The following is a 14847-nucleotide window of genomic DNA, read 5'->3' as shown; positions in this document are numbered from 1 at the left end:
TAAAGGGAATAGGCAGGTGAAGGCTATAGACATACCTAGAAATGTAAGGGGTTACAATTACCCGTTTCGAATGCATGAAATAACTGGGTTAAGCACTAAACTATTAAATAGTGGAGGCGTTATTATTGAAATCATATAAACTAGGTCTCGTTCCAAAGCTCATTATCGCAATCATCTTAGGTGTCATTATCGGTCAGTTGCGCTTCATTCCTGATTTTCTCCTTCAAATACCCATCACAATCTCCAGCCTTTTCAGTAGTCTGCTGGCCTTTATCATTCCACTGATGATTGTCGGCTATGTCATCAAAGGTATTTCTGATATTACTCAGGGCGCCGGTAAACTCCTTGGCCTGAATGCTGTTCTTGCTTATGGTTCCACTTTAATCGGAGGGTTTATCGCCTACATTATCGCCTTGACCGTCTTCCCTCTCTTTATCGATGCTTCTGTCAGAGATACAGTCCAGACAGAAACAGCTGCTCTTGAGCCTATTTTCACGCTTCCTCTGGAGCCGCTTTTTGGAGTGACCTCTGCCATTATCTTTGCCTTCATGTTCGGTGTGTTCATCTCCTGGCTGAGATCCGAAGGTAAAGGTGAAGTGATGTACGGCTTCTTTACAGAATTCGGGGCCATCATCACCCTTATTCTGAAAACCATTATTATTCCCGGTTTGCCTATCTACATCTTCGGTAACTTCCTTAACCTAAGCTATACTGGGGCTGCCTTCTCTCTTCTCTCTGTATTCTGGCGCGTTTTCCTGGTCGTCATCAGTCTTCAACTTTTCCTGATTACCATGATGTTTTTAATGGCCGGTTTGTACAGTGGGAAAAATCCGTTTATTCTGATGAAAAATCAGATTCCGGGATACTTCACAGCACTGGGCACACAGTCCTCTGCTGCTACTATTCCGGTTAACCTTGAATGCGCGAAAAACAATGGCGTTTCAAGAGAAATCAGAGAATTTGTCATTCCATTAAGTGCCACCATTCATTTAATGGGAAGCATCGTAACCATCACATCCTGCGTGACTGCCGTTCTGCTGATGTTCGACATGCCTCATGGAATCGGTATGATGGCCGGATTTATTGCCACTTTGGGTGTTGCCATGGTCGCCGCTCCAGGTGCACCAGGCGGAGCTATCATGAGTGCATTGCCATTCGTCTATCTGGTAGGTATTGATCCAACGGGTACTCTGGGCAACTTGCTGATCACGTTATACATTACTCAGGACAGTTTCGGAACAGCTGCCAACGTTTCCGGTGACAATGCCATTGCAGTGATTATTGATAAAGTGTATGCGTCACGCTACGCTCAGGCTGTACCTGTTGCACAGGAGTCCACGGTAGACAGAAGAATGGACAGCTAAGTCAATATGAATCATTAGCTACACATTCTCATAACAAAAGCGATTATCCCTATTCAGAGATAATCGCTTTTTTCTGTTCTAATAAGTTTTCGTCAGACTTATTCCAGACTATCCAGCAGTCGGCGGGCATTTTCACGGCCGGCTTGAACAGCTCCTTCCATGAAGTATGGAAAGGCCATACCCAGTTCAGTACTGGCGAAGACAATTCCTTCATAGGGTGTGCTCAAGACTTCTACTGCATCCTCGTCCCCTTCTGGATGAACCATAGCGCCATAACCGCCTCCATAATAAGGGGAATCGACCCATATACTTTCTTCAATATCCTTGTAGTGTTCGGCACTGTCTCCGAATACTTCGACCAATCGGTCCAGAGCGAAATTTTCTCTTATTTCCGGTGTCACATTGACCAGTTCTTTAGCCTTATCTCCACCAATAAACATAGTCAGCCGGTTTTCTTCATCGCCTTTAGATGAATCCATCACATTGACGCCTTCGTTTCCGACATAGATAACGCCGAATACTTTTTTCTCGCGCCCTTTGATAGCGTAATGTCGCCAGAAATCATCATCATACACATAAGTCAGCTTGATTACGGCTCCATCAATAAAGCTGTCTAGAGCGGACTTAAAGTGCTCCGTCACATCATCTGGAAACTGAATGCGACCAGCGACAGTTGGCGGCACCGCCATAATCAGAGCCTTGCCCTGATACGTATTGCCGTTTTCTGTCGTTAGCCGATAAACTTCTCCCGTTTTTTCAACCGAAACGACCGGATCATGGTAGAAAATGTTACCGTCAAGCTTGTTTTCCAGAAAATGCACCACCGTGTTTAGCGGTCCGTCAGCCTGATATTTCAGCTCATTCTCCTGAGTCGTAATCCGGCTGATCATTTTTCTTGCCGCTTCGGCATTGATATGCGAGCTGTTAACCGTTGTTTCAGCTGCTATAAAACTTTTCAGTACGCGCTCTTCCCATCTGTCTTTGATGACCTGACCGAGTACATCAGATAAGGGGGCATGACTTTCAATAGTATAGCCGTCCAGCAGGTTATTGTCTTTATTCATACTAACGTTTATTGGACGTTTATTTTTTTCGTTAATGACAATGGATTTTTCGGATAAATTGGTTTCAATTAGATTCATACCTGAATCTTTAATCAGCTGAATCATTTCTGTCATATCATGATTGACAAACTGTGCACCGAGTTCAAAATGACGCTTGTGATCTTCTGACTCTTCAGAGTACACTTTCCCTCCAGCACGTTCACTGGCTTCCAGTACCTTGAATGTTTTTCCTGCTTCTTTCACCACTCCGGCTGCAGATAAACCTGCCAGACCTGCCCCTACAATTAATACATCCACACTTTCGGCTACTGTTTTACTCATCTTTCTCCTCCTGTCAGGTCATCCCTTACCTCTTTTATTTTCGTTTAAAAATAGAATGGGTTATAAATTTTTCAATTTCTACAATAACAAATACGGTTAGTCCAATCAATACTGGGAAAATCCAGTAGAAGCCTTCAACCGGGTATAGTCCCAATGACTGGTAAAAAAACGGCACATAGGTCACGAGCAGCTGGAAAATAATCAGAAGACCCGATACAAAAAAAGCCGCTTTGTTTTCAAAAAAATGTTTATTCAAGCTGAAGTGCCGTTCGTTTCTGACGTTGAACAGATGAAACATCTGCGCAAATACAATCGAGTGAAGCGTGACCGTATTGACATGAGCCAGTGAATAATTGGTCAATAATACTGCATTCATGCCCATTATCATACCGCTGATTAAGATGGAGACGAAGATAATCCGAAAAATGTAATACGGACTCAACAGCCGTTCACTCGGGCTGCGAGGCGGTTTCTTCATCGTCCCTTCTTCAAGCGGTTCAAAAGCTAGTGCCAGTGCAATCGTCACTGCAGTTACCATATTGACATATAAAATCTGAACAGGAGTCAATGGCATTGCCATACCTGCAAGCAACGCGGCCATAACGAGCAGTGCTTCCGCACCATTTGTCGGCAGGATAAACAAAATCGTTTTTTTCAGATTGTCATATACACGTCTGCCTTCTTTGACGGCATTGACTATCGTGGCGAAGTTATCATCAGCCAGCACCATTTCCGACGCTTCCTTAGCGACTTCTGTCCCCTTAATGCCCATAGCCACACCGATATCAGCCCGTTTTAGAGCCGGTGCGTCGTTTACACCATCTCCAGTCATGGCACTGATATAGCCGTTTTTCTGGAGTGCCTCAACCAGCTGCAGTTTATTATTTGGGCTGGTTCGCGCAAACACGTCAGATTTAATGACGGCCTCTCTGATTTCTTCATCGGTCATTGCATCCAGTTCACGACCTTCAATCACATCATCATGATCTGTAATTCCCAGTTGCTTTGCTATGGCTAGCGCTGTTTCTTTATGGTCTCCGGTAATCATTTTTATGTTAATTCCTGCTTCGATACAGGTAGCGACAGCTTCAACAACAGATTCTCTCGGAGGGTCAATAATTCCTACGATGCCTATTATAGTCAGACCTTCAGCTACCGATTCGTGATCGATGGTCTCCGTCTCTTCAGGAACTTCCTTGACGGCTGCAGCGAGAACTCTTTCCCCTTTTTTTGAACGTCTGGAAATATGTTCTTCAAAATAGCGACGTTCTTCTGATTCGGCTTCTAAATCAGCCATGTCCAGCAGTCGATCAGGTGCACCTTTGACAAGAATACGTTTCTTGCCTTCCCAGTTCACCAGCCCCGCCATGTACTTGTGTTCTGAATCAAAAGGAATTTTTGACAGCACAGCCAGTTTGTCCACTTTCCAGCTTGCTTTTTCAGCCAGCGTAATCAGACACCCTTCTGTCGGTTCTCCTCGAACCAGCCACTGGTCTTCCTTTTCATAAATATCTGCTTCATTGACTGTTTTGAGTACCGTTAACAAGGTGTCTAAATCCGGGTAGTGGTTTTGTTCCACTTCATTCTGCTTGTTTGATATAGTGCCCTCAGGCTGATAGCCTATTCCTGTAACCGCAAAGACTTGCTCTCTTGTGATAACTGATTTAACCGTCATTTCATTTTTTGTGAGTGTGCCGGTTTTATCTGAACAGATGACCCTTACAGCACCCAGCGTCTCCACTGACGGCAATGTGCGCATGATGGCTTTTTTGTCAGCCATCGACTGTACCCCGATGGCAAGAATAATAGTCAAAATAGCGGGCAGCCCTTCTGGTATAGCTGCAACAGTGAGTCCGATAACTGACAGCAGCAGCTCGCCCCATTCGTAATCATGAATCAGCAGGCCAAAGGCAAACAGTACCATCGCAAGTACCAGAATGATGACTGAAATGGTTTTCCCAAACGCTTCAATCTGTCTTAAAAGTGGGGTCTTGATTTCTTCCACTTCACTCATCGAACGGTTTATCTGGCCGATTTCCGTATCTTCCCCCGTGGCTGTGACAACACCGGTAGCCGAACCGGACGAAATCGCTGTTCCAGAAAAAATCATATTGGTCCGCTCAGCCAGAATCGTATCGTTCGGCAAGGGTTTCGTCTGTTTTTCAATCGAAGCTGACTCTCCCGTTAATGGGGACTCTTCCACTTTAAGCTTATCCGATTGAAGCAGTCTAATATCCGCGGGGACTTTTTCTCCTGCTTTTAAAAGAACAATATCTCCCGGAACAAGCTTGACCGATTCAACTTCCATTTTTGTACCATCCCGGATGACCGTTGCTTGAAGCGACAACAGTTGCTTAATTCCTTCCAGGGCTTTTTCAGCCTTACTCTCCTGCACATATCCGATAACCGCGTTAATCACGGCTACCAGCAGGATGACGACAGTATCGACATAGTGACCTAAAATCAGTGTCACAACCGCAGCAACCAGCAGAATGTAAATCAGAATATCGTTAAAGTGACTGAGGAATTTCATCCATTCTGGGGTGGCTTCTTTCTCCGGCAGCTGATTCAGGCCATACTTATCCTGTCTCTCTACTAAATCTGCTTCGGACAGCCCCTGATTTTTGTCCGTTTTCAGGCTGCTGAGTATCTCTTCTGCTGATTGAGAAAATGGTTTGTAGTCAGACATTCTGCCACCCCTTTAATAAGCGCATGCATCTCAACGTTCCGAACTGTTAACTTACTTATAGAATACCATATTCTCTATCGTTTCTCCTTGATAAATGATATGTAATGACCTGAAAAGACGTTGAGAAAGCTTTAAAATTGAAGTTTTCCACTCTGAGTAGTAGGCTTTATAGTAACTAGGCAGCATGAGAATTCGATTTTATTACTTTTCGGGAGGAATGCACATGGATTTAGGGATAAAAAATAAAATTGCTTTACTGACAGGCGGTGCTTCAGGGATTGGTAAAGAAACAGCCCGCTTACTGCTGGAAGAAGGTGCACGCGTCATTATCACGGACAATGATGAAGAAAAGCTCGAAGACACAGCAAATTCACTGAATAACCCGACTGCTTTATATGCCTATCCGGCAGATATCACCAGCCTTGAGGATTTAAAAACTCTTCACGACTCCATCAGTACGGAAGTCGGAGAAATTGATATTCTTGTTCAGAACGCCGGAACGGTTGGTGCTCAAGGACTTTTCCATGAGATAGATGATAAGGGCTGGGTTGAAACAATTAAAGATGATTTACTCGGTCCTGTGCGAGTCGTCCGGGAATTTCTCCCGGATCTGAGAAACGGTGGATGGGGACGCATTGTGTTTATTTCTTCCGAAAACGGTCTGCAGCCTTACAAAGATGAGCTGCCATATGACAGCTCAAAAGCAGGAATACTGGCTTTTTCAAAAGGACTGTCACGTACCTATGCGACAGAAGGTTTGCTCGTCAATACCGTTTCTCCGGCCTTTATCGAAACGCCCATGACAGACGGCATGATGAAAAAACGGGCCGAAAAGCTAGGTGTGTCGTTCGATGAAGCCATCGACTCTTTTCTTGAAGAAGAACGCCCGCATATCGAACTGAAAAGACGCGGAAAAGTCGAAGAAGTCGCTCCGGTTATCGTGTTTCTCTGCTCGGATAAGGCTTCTTTTGTCAATGGGTCAAATTACAGAGTAGACGGCGGTTCAGTTGCGACAATATAAACTATAAAAATTTAAAAGGAGACGATGCATGTGGTGGAAGAATCAGTTACACATTACGATTATCTTTTAGTCGGTGGTGGAATGGCCGCAGGTTTTGCGGCAAGAGGCATACGGCAAGTGGATGAACAGGGATCCATTGGGGTTATCACTACAGACATGGATGAGCCTTACACCCGTCCGGCACTTTCCAAAAAATTATGGACGGACGATAGTTTCACAGAAGATAAAATGCCTTTAAAAACGAAAGAGAAAACTGGAGCAGATATTTTTCTTAAGACCACTGTGACTGAAATTGACAAAGACAGCAAACGCGTCAAGACCGCAGACGGACGACAGTTCAGCTACAACAAGCTGCTGCTTTCAACCGGAGGCGAACCCAAACGGCTGGAAGGACCGGATGATGAACGCGTATTGGCTTTTCGTTCCTTTGAAGATTACCGCCTGCTGAGAAAACTGGCCGGCAGCCAGAGACACGTCATTGTCGTCGGCGGCAGTTACATCGGTACCGAGCTAGCGGCTAATCTGGCCTTGAATGATACGCGTGTTACCTTTATTTATCCTCAAGAAAAATTAAGCGGCAACCGATTTGTAGATGAGCTGGCTCAAGAGTATGAGGAGCGATACCGTCAAAACGGCATCACATTAATGAACAGGTCCCGCGCGTCTTCCTACGATGTAAAAGGAAAGGATATTGTGGTTACTCTGGAAAGTGGAGAAACGGTCACAGGAGACGGACTCGTTTTAGGTATTGGTGTCGAGCCGCGCCTGGAGCTGGCTGAAGAAGCAGGACTGACAATCGATAATGGCGTGATGGCCGATGAATTCCTGACCGCTTCAGACCCGGATATATTTGCAGCAGGCGACATTGTTTCCTATCCCGACCCTATTTTAGGTCGTAACCGTATTGAACACGTGGATCATGCACGCAAATCAGGTAAGACGGCCGGAAAAAATATGGCGGGTGCCGGCGAAGCATACAACTACACCCCTTACTTTTATTCAGATGTCTTTGACCTGTCCTGGCAGGCTATCGGAAAGCTGGATCCTGAACTCGATTATTATATCGATAAGGTTGATGGTGGAAAAGTTATCTATTACCTTGAAGATGAGAAGCCCGTCGGTATTATCACATGGAATATCGAAGCGGATATGGATGACGTCAGAGCTGTTCTGAAAAATCCGCCTGCATCAAAAGACGCATTGAAAGGACTCATTAAAGGAAAAGAAGACTAAAATATTATTAAGGAGAACGATGACATGTCTGTATTTGTAGAAGGAATCTACGAAACATATGAAGATGTCATCCCTGCCGTGGATACCCTCGTTATGCGCGGTCATGAAATAGATGACATGAGAATTACAGGAAACACGTCCGCATTGAAGGAATATGATGACACTGCAGGAATTTCGGCCGTAGAGTATTCGCATATTGACAAAAAGGAAGAACTTACTGCACTGGAGGAGTACGACAGGGACTTGAAAGAAGGCAAGCTGGTCCTTCTCGTAAACGAAGTCGGTGACCAGGATAAAGAACAGTCACAAGACGGTCAGGTAACTGATGATGCGGAGCTTTTGGATGATATGAAAAACAATGAATCAAATATATCAGGCAACCGCAGTAATGACGATATCGGGTTGCGCAGTGACTTGAATACTTCTACGGATGATACCGCAGGTGACAGTGGCTTGAAGCGGTCTATTTGACCACATAAAAAAGAAGAAGGGGGAAGAATCATTACAAGTGATTCTCCCCCTTCTTCTTTTTCTGTAAAAAACACGTGCTTAGACTGACTAAAACTGTTTATACATACACCGTTTGTCTAATCTTCTGCGATTATCTTTCCTCTTCTCTATCTAACTTTAAGAACATTGCATTAATCGCTACGATGACTGTTGAAAGTGACATTAACATGGCTCCTACCGCGGGAGTTAGTGAAATACCTATGGGAACAAGTACACCAGCAGCAATAGGAATCGCTATAAAGTTATACCCTGCTCCCCATACAAGGTTCTGTTTCATTTTACGCGTTGTTTTGTGAGCCAGCTCAATAAATGATTCAATGTCTCCCGGGTCTGACTGAGTTAAAACGACATCGGCCGAGTCTATAGCAACCTGCGTGCCTGCTCCAACAGCTACACCGACATCGGCTAATGACAATGAAGGCGCGTCATTCACGCCATCTCCCACCATAATGACTGTTTTTCCCTTATTTTTCATACCTTCTACTAAGTCATATTTATCTTGTGGGGACTGATTCGCTCTATACTCTATACCAAGCTCTTCGGCCACTCCCTGAGCAGCTGTTTCATTATCACCTGTTGCCATAAGGGGTTGAATACCCTTTGATTTCAATACCTTAATCAGTTTTTTACTTGTTTTCTTGAGTTCATCACCCAGCGAGACAGCTCCTATAGCTTTATCATCTTCAATCAGAACACTGACAGTCGCACCTTTTGGAGCCTCAAAATCAATAGTCTCTCCATAAGCTTTCTGACTGAGCAGCTGATAGTGATGTCCGTTTAATTCACCTTTAACACCTGAACCGGACACAACTTCAATAGAATTAAATGTCTTGGGACTGATGCCTTTGTCTTCAACAAAACTGACTATAGATTGTGCTATTGGATGACTGGATCCGCCTTCGATTCCTGCCAGCAGAGACAGAACCTCTTCTTCCGAGGGCGCGTCATTAAGACGTTCGACGCCCAGCACTTTAAATTCGCCTGTGGTGAGCGTTCCTGTTTTATCCAGAATCATAAGGTCAGACTTCACTGCCAGCTCCAGAGCTTCGCGGTCCTTGACCAGCAAGCCTCTTCCAGCCCCCAGACTCGTACTCCGGGCTGTGACGAGCGGGATAGCCAGACCGAGTGCATGAGGACAGGCAATGACTAATGTTGTCACAGTAAAAATGACAGCTGTTTGGAGGTCCACTATAAACACCCAGATAAAGAAGGCTATAAACGCGACGGATAAGGCAATATAGAACAGCAGTCCGGCGACTTTCTGTGCAATGCTTTCAGCACGTGACGGCTGACTTTGGGCCTGGCTGATTAAGTTTTGTACTTGGGATATAAAGGATTGGTCCCCAGTTTCAGTTATTTTAACAAACAATATCCCCTCTCCATTTGTAGAACCCCCAATTGCTTCATCCCCGGCAGATTTTTGAATAGGTTTGGATTCTCCTGTCAAGAGTGCTTCGTTAACCCGAGACTCTCCCTTTTCAATAATACCATCAGCAGGGATATTCTCTCCCGCCTGCACCCTGACTATGTCTCCTACTTCCAATTCTGTTACAGGGCGTGTTTCGACTGTGTCATCAGCTCTAACTACGTGGGCATCTTTTGGCAGTAGTTCTGCCAGAGAACGCTGAGCATCTCCGGCTTTTCCAACTGCTCTCATTTCAATCCAGTGACCAAGCAGCATGATAAGCAGTAAAGAAGCAAATTCGAAGAAGAATTCCATTACATGGTCCCCGGTAACGTAATGGGAAATCACGGCGTAAACACTATAAAAGTACGATACGGATAATCCAAGAGAAATAAGTGCCATCATGCCCGGTTCTTTATTTCTAAATTCATCCAGCGCTCCTTGGAAAAAGGGTTTTCCTCCATAAAACAATAGAAAGGTTGATAGTATAGTCACTAAGATATCCGAATAAGGAAAAGTGAACTGTAGAGGCAGCGTAATCCCCATCATAGGTGACAGAATCATAATAATGATTCCTACAGGAAGGGATTTAAAGAATATCTCTTTAAAATTTCCGTGATGGTGATGCTCGTGACCGTCATGTCCAGAATCGTAATCTTGATTTCCATGCTCTTCACTTTTTTTATCTTCCATCTGTTTATCATGGTGTGCGTGATGACTGTGCTCTTCATGATCGTGAGAATGATGATTGTGTTTCATAATTATCCCTCCTGAATATTCGGCAGTTCGTTTACATTTGTAATCATTATATTAAGTATAAACCCTCCTTAGTCTATTGTCAACTTATATGCCGCCTGACAAGTTTATTATAGACACTCCAATTCAAAAAACTGCTCCTATGCAAGTGCAAGAGCAGTTTTTTGCCTGAGAGATGAATTAGTTAGCTCCCGCCAGCATAAGCTTTATACGGTTAAGCTGATTGACGATAGACAGCCCCGGATCATAGTCTACCGCTGTGATATTAGCGTGCGGGTACTGGCGTCTGAATTCTTTCATCATGCCTTTGCCGACAATGTGGTTCGGCAGGCACCCAAACGGCTGCATAATCAGGATATTGGAGACACCGTTTTCAAGAAACTGAACGACTTCCCCGGTCAGGTACCACCCTTCTCCGGTATGGTTCCCGATGGATGTGATTGCTTGTGCACCCTCGGCAATGTCATAGATGGAATGGAAAGGTGTAAAGCGTTCCGATGCTTTAAGTGCCTGATTCATCGGTTTTTCTGCCAGCTGAATAAGTTTAATCAAAAACTGGGAAATGGCTTTATTCTTTTTAGAAAAGCCAAGCTGGTCTGCCTTATACTGCAGAGTATATAAATTGTAATTCATAAAGCCAACCAGGTCAGGAACGACGACTTCTGATCCTTCTTTTTCCAGTAATCTGACGACATCGTTATTGGCTGTCGGCGAATATTTGACCAGTATTTCGCCAACGATACCTACTTTCGGTTTATTGGTGTCCACAATATCGATGGCTTCAAAGTCTCTGATAATCTCTTTCATATTATTATTGAATTCTCTTATGCTCCCATTATGAATATTGGTCTTCACTTTTCTAACCCATTTCTGGTGAAGGGCATCCACAGAGCCTTTGACGACTTCATACGGACGTGTCCGGTAGACTACTTTCTGGAAAAGATCCCCATAGAGGCTGGCGATGGAAATCCGCATAATCAACGGCAAGGTAAGCTTAAAACCATCCTGTTTCTGGGTTCCTTTATTTCCTGCAGAAATGGACACGACCGGTATATCTGGAAAACCAGCATCATTCAGCGCTTTTTCAAGGAGTGGAATATAGTTCGTTGCCCGACAGCCCCCACCCGTCTGAGTGAGCATGACTGATGTATGATTCAAATCATACTGTCCACTTTTCAGCGCATCCACCAATTGACCGATTGTGATGATTGCCGGGAAACAAGCATCGTTATTAACATATTTCAATCCTTCATCCACACCTTCAGCTCCCGTATCTTCAGTAATCTGGACAACATTATAGCCGGCTGCAACAAAGGCTTCTTCTATCAGTCCGGTCTGATGAATCGGTGACATCATCGGCAGCAGAAGCGTGTGTGTTTCCTTCATTTCTTTCGTAAAGGTGATGGTTTCAGGTAAATCATATTTTTTTAAAGGTCTGATGTGCTGTAGGTTCCGCTCTTTCATGGCGGCTTTGAGCGAGCGTATACGGATACGAATCGCGCCGAGATTCGATGTTTCATCAATTTTCAGAACGGTATGAATCTTCCCGTACTGTTCCAGAATGTCCTGGACCTGTTCAGTTGTGACTGCATCCAGTCCACATCCAAAGGAGTTCAGCTGGACCATTTCAATGTTCGAAAACTTCGTCACTACGCGCGCCGCGGCATACAAGCGGGAGTGATAGGACCACTGATTAACCACCCGCAGTTCTCCTACCTCCTGCAGATGAAAGACACTGTCTTCGGTCAGCACATGAAAGCCTTCTTCATTAATGACATTGGCAACGCCATGATTGACTTCAGGATCCACATGGTACGGACGCCCTGCCAGTACAATCCCCTGTTCATTATGGGCTTTCATGTAATGAAGGGATTCTTCCCCCTTATTTTTCATATCGCCTTTAAAGGATTCCAGCTCAGACTTTCCAAGCAGATAGGCGTCTCTAATTTCATCCATTAAAATACCTTTGTCCTTGAATGTTTCGTAAAGCACCTCGATGACATGACGGTCATTCAGCAGATTCAGATGCGGGTGGCGGTAATCCACCTGTCCCTCCCTAATTTCATCCACATTGACAGAAATCAGGTCAGGGTAAGAGATGACTATCGGACAGTTGTAGGAATTGACTGCTGTCCGCTCTTCCTGCTGCTGATAATTGATGCATGGGAAAAAGATTAGGTCCGTTTTTTTTCGAATCAGCTGCTTGATATGGCCGTGAACCAGTTTAGCCGGATAGCAGACGGTATCATCCGGAATGGTATCAATGCCGTCTTCGTAAAGCTTCTGATTGGACCGGCCGGATAACTGTACGCTGAAGCCGAGCCGGTTAAAGAAGGTCGCCCATAGCGGATAGTCTTCATACATATTCAGCACACGCGGAATGCCCACGACTCCTCTAGGTGCATCTTTTTTGTTCAGTGTCTTGTATTCAAACAGACGCTTATACTTGTATTCATACAGATTAATGCGTTCCTTTTTCTCTCTTCCTTTCAGGTGCATGTCAGCACCTTTTTCACAACGGTTTCCTGTGACAAAACGTCTGCCGTCCTTGAAGATTGTCATGGTCAATGCGCATTTATCTGCACATAGGGTGCACCGTGTAAACTTCTTCTCAGCGGTAAATTCTTCCAGTTCCTTCAGCGAAAGAAGCGTGGAACGGTCTTCCCCTGTATAATTTTCCAGCGCTATCAGTGCACAGCCATAAGCCCCCATCAGTCCTGCCAAGTTCGGTCGCACCACTTCCCGCCCGGAAATCAGCTCAAAGGCTCTCAGAACTGATTCATTATTGAATGTTCCACCCTGACAGACAATTTTTTCTCCCAGATGTTTAGGGTCCTTAACTTTAATCACTTTGAATAATGCATTTTTAATAACGGAAAGTGACAGCCCGGCAGATAAATCCGCTACGCTTGCTCCTTCTTTCTGCATCTGCCTTACTTTAGAATTCATGAAGACTGTACAGCGGGAGCCTAAATCAACTGGCGCCCGAGACTTTAGTGCAGCATCAGCAAAGTCATACACATTGTAATTGAGTGATTTGGCGAGTGTTTCAATAAAGGACCCGCAGCCACTGGAACAGGCTTCATTCAGCTTAATCGAAGACAGTACGCCCTCTTTAACTGTCATGGCCTTCATATCCTGACCGCCGATATCCAGAATAAAATCCACACCTGGCTGGAAACGTTCAGCTGCTTTATAATGACAAATAGTCTCAACTTCGCCCTGATCTACTTTCAAGGCATTCTTAATCAGTGCCTCACCGTATCCCGTCGTAACAGAACGGCCGATATAAACATCTCTAGGCATTTCTCTGTAGAGCTGTTTCATAATACTAATTGTCTTATTCAATGGGTCGCCGTCATTGGAGTCGTAATACTGCCACAGCACTTCTCCTTCAGGATTTATCAGAGTGACCTTTGTCGTCGTTGAACCGGCATCAATCCCTAGAAAAGCAATGCCTCTGTAATTCTGTAAAGAGCGTTCCTCAATCTTTGCCTGTCCGTGGCGTTTTCTGAACAACAGTAGTTCCTCTTCTGACTTAAACAAGGAATTCAGACGAACGGAGGGATTGAGATCAAGAATAGTATCGTCACTCAACTGTTCAAGCAGTTCTTTGAAAGAGGTCGGTTCAGTATCCTTGGCATCATATGCCGCACCCATTGCTACAAACAGCTGAGGATCGTCAGGGAAAACAACATCCTGCTCGCTCACTTTGAGTGTCTCGATAAACCGCTGGCGCAGCTCACTTAAAAACGTAAGGGGGCCACCTAGAAAAGCTACTTTCCCTTTAATTTTGCGTCCAGATGCCAGACCGGCAATGGTCTGATTCACGACCGCCTGAAAAATAGAAGCAGCAATATCTTCCCTAGCGACTCCATCATTTATCAGCGGCTGGACATCCGTCTTGGCAAACACCCCGCAGCGTGAAGCAATCGGATACAGCTTCTTGTGTCCTTTCGCCAGTTCATTGAGTCCCTCAGCATCCGTCTTCAAAAGCATCGCCATCTGGTCGATAAATGCACCGGTTCCGCCTGCACAGCTCCCATTCATCCGCTGCTCCATCGATGCCCCGAAAAAGGTAATCTTTGCATCTTCTCCGCCCAATTCTATGGCCACATCTGTTTCTGGGATCATATGCTCTACTGTTTTCGAACACGCAATTACTTCCTGAATAAAGTCGATTTCCAGTGCTTCTGCAATACCAATCCCGCCAGATCCGGTCATTTTCATATGGAGAGGATTATCGTGAAACACCTCACTAGCAAAACCGACTAGCCGCCTGGCCGCTTCTTTTATGTCTGAATAATGCCGTTCATAGCGTTTAAATAGTACGTGATTCCATTCATCCATAACGACCAGTTTAATTGTTGTTGAACCAACATCTATACCAGCAAAAACCTTTCTATTCTCCATAGTTCCCCACTCCTTTAGACTCCCATTCGTCGTGCTGAAACCGACTCTTCAAAACTTTGCTTAAAGTATAT

8 protein-coding genes are annotated in these 14847 nt (G+C 44.7%); 4 read left to right on the top strand and 4 right to left on the bottom strand.

Going from position 1 to position 14847, the window contains the following annotated elements; translation table 11 throughout:
- The first annotated feature begins 125 nt into the window (after nucleotides 1-125).
- The gene (locus tag ACYVLS_RS05805) at nucleotides 126-1364 is read left to right on the top strand and encodes a dicarboxylate/amino acid:cation symporter (RefSeq protein WP_460322303.1); all 1239 of its coding nucleotides are present in this window, start codon (nucleotides 126-128) and stop codon (nucleotides 1362-1364) included.
- A 98-nt stretch (nucleotides 1365-1462) separates the two neighbouring features.
- Here ACYVLS_RS05805 and ACYVLS_RS05800 read toward each other — a convergent pair whose 3' ends face one another.
- Both ACYVLS_RS05800 and ACYVLS_RS05795 read right to left on the bottom strand, forming a co-directional pair.
- Entirely contained in the window at nucleotides 1463-2749 is a 1287-nt protein-coding gene (locus tag ACYVLS_RS05800; RefSeq protein WP_460322300.1) for a flavin monoamine oxidase family protein, read from the bottom strand.
- 34 nt (nucleotides 2750-2783) lie between these two features.
- Nucleotides 2784-5438, bottom strand: coding sequence for a cation-transporting P-type ATPase (locus ACYVLS_RS05795; protein WP_460322298.1), 2655 nt, complete (start codon nucleotides 5436-5438; stop codon nucleotides 2784-2786).
- Between the two features lie 223 nt (nucleotides 5439-5661).
- Here ACYVLS_RS05795 and ACYVLS_RS05790 point away from each other — a divergent pair, with 223 nt between their 5' ends.
- The 3 genes from ACYVLS_RS05790 to ACYVLS_RS05780 are packed head-to-tail and all read left to right on the top strand — an operon-like array spanning nucleotide 5662 to nucleotide 8163.
- The gene (locus ACYVLS_RS05790; protein WP_460322296.1) at nucleotides 5662-6459 is read left to right on the top strand and encodes an SDR family NAD(P)-dependent oxidoreductase; all 798 of its coding nucleotides are present in this window, start codon (nucleotides 5662-5664) and stop codon (nucleotides 6457-6459) included.
- 30 nt (nucleotides 6460-6489) lie between these two features.
- Nucleotides 6490-7692 (top strand): NAD(P)/FAD-dependent oxidoreductase, encoded by a 1203-nt coding sequence (locus ACYVLS_RS05785; RefSeq protein ID WP_460322294.1) that lies wholly within the window; start codon nucleotides 6490-6492, stop codon nucleotides 7690-7692.
- A 24-nt stretch (nucleotides 7693-7716) separates the two neighbouring features.
- A complete protein-coding gene (locus ACYVLS_RS05780) occupies nucleotides 7717-8163 on the top strand; it encodes a hypothetical protein (protein WP_460322291.1) in 447 nt (148 codons plus the stop codon).
- A 130-nt stretch (nucleotides 8164-8293) separates the two neighbouring features.
- On the opposite strand, the gene ACYVLS_RS05775 is transcribed toward ACYVLS_RS05780, so the two are convergent.
- Nucleotides 8294-10366, bottom strand: a complete 2073-nt coding sequence (locus ACYVLS_RS05775; RefSeq protein WP_460322288.1) for a heavy metal translocating P-type ATPase — start codon at nucleotides 10364-10366, stop codon at nucleotides 8294-8296.
- 177 nt (nucleotides 10367-10543) lie between these two features.
- On the bottom strand, nucleotides 10544-14776 hold the full coding sequence (locus ACYVLS_RS05770) for an acyl-CoA dehydratase activase-related protein (RefSeq protein ID WP_460322285.1): 4233 nt from the start codon (nucleotides 14774-14776) through the stop codon (nucleotides 10544-10546).
- Nucleotides 14777-14847 lie beyond the last annotated feature (71 nt).

The organism is Alkalibacterium psychrotolerans (assembly GCF_054784355.1).
This window is presented reverse-complemented; position numbering and strand designations above follow the sequence as displayed.

What these genes read in the sequence shown, in the direction of transcription:
- ACYVLS_RS05800 (WP_460322300.1), bottom strand. Translation starts at nt 2,749, where the DNA reads ATGAGTAAAACAGTAGCCGAAAGTGTGGATGTATTAATTGTAGGGGCA.
- ACYVLS_RS05795 (WP_460322298.1), bottom strand. Translation starts at nt 5,438, where the DNA reads ATGTCTGACTACAAACCATTTTCTCAATCAGCAGAAGAGATACTCAGC.
- ACYVLS_RS05790 (WP_460322296.1), top strand. Translation starts at nt 5,662, where the DNA reads ATGGATTTAGGGATAAAAAATAAAATTGCTTTACTGACAGGCGGTGCT.
- ACYVLS_RS05780 (WP_460322291.1), top strand. Translation starts at nt 7,717, where the DNA reads ATGTCTGTATTTGTAGAAGGAATCTACGAAACATATGAAGATGTCATC.
- ACYVLS_RS05775 (WP_460322288.1), bottom strand. Translation starts at nt 10,366, where the DNA reads ATGAAACACAATCATCATTCTCACGATCATGAAGAGCACAGTCATCAC.
- ACYVLS_RS05770 (WP_460322285.1), bottom strand. Translation starts at nt 14,776, where the DNA reads ATGGAGAATAGAAAGGTTTTTGCTGGTATAGATGTTGGTTCAACAACA.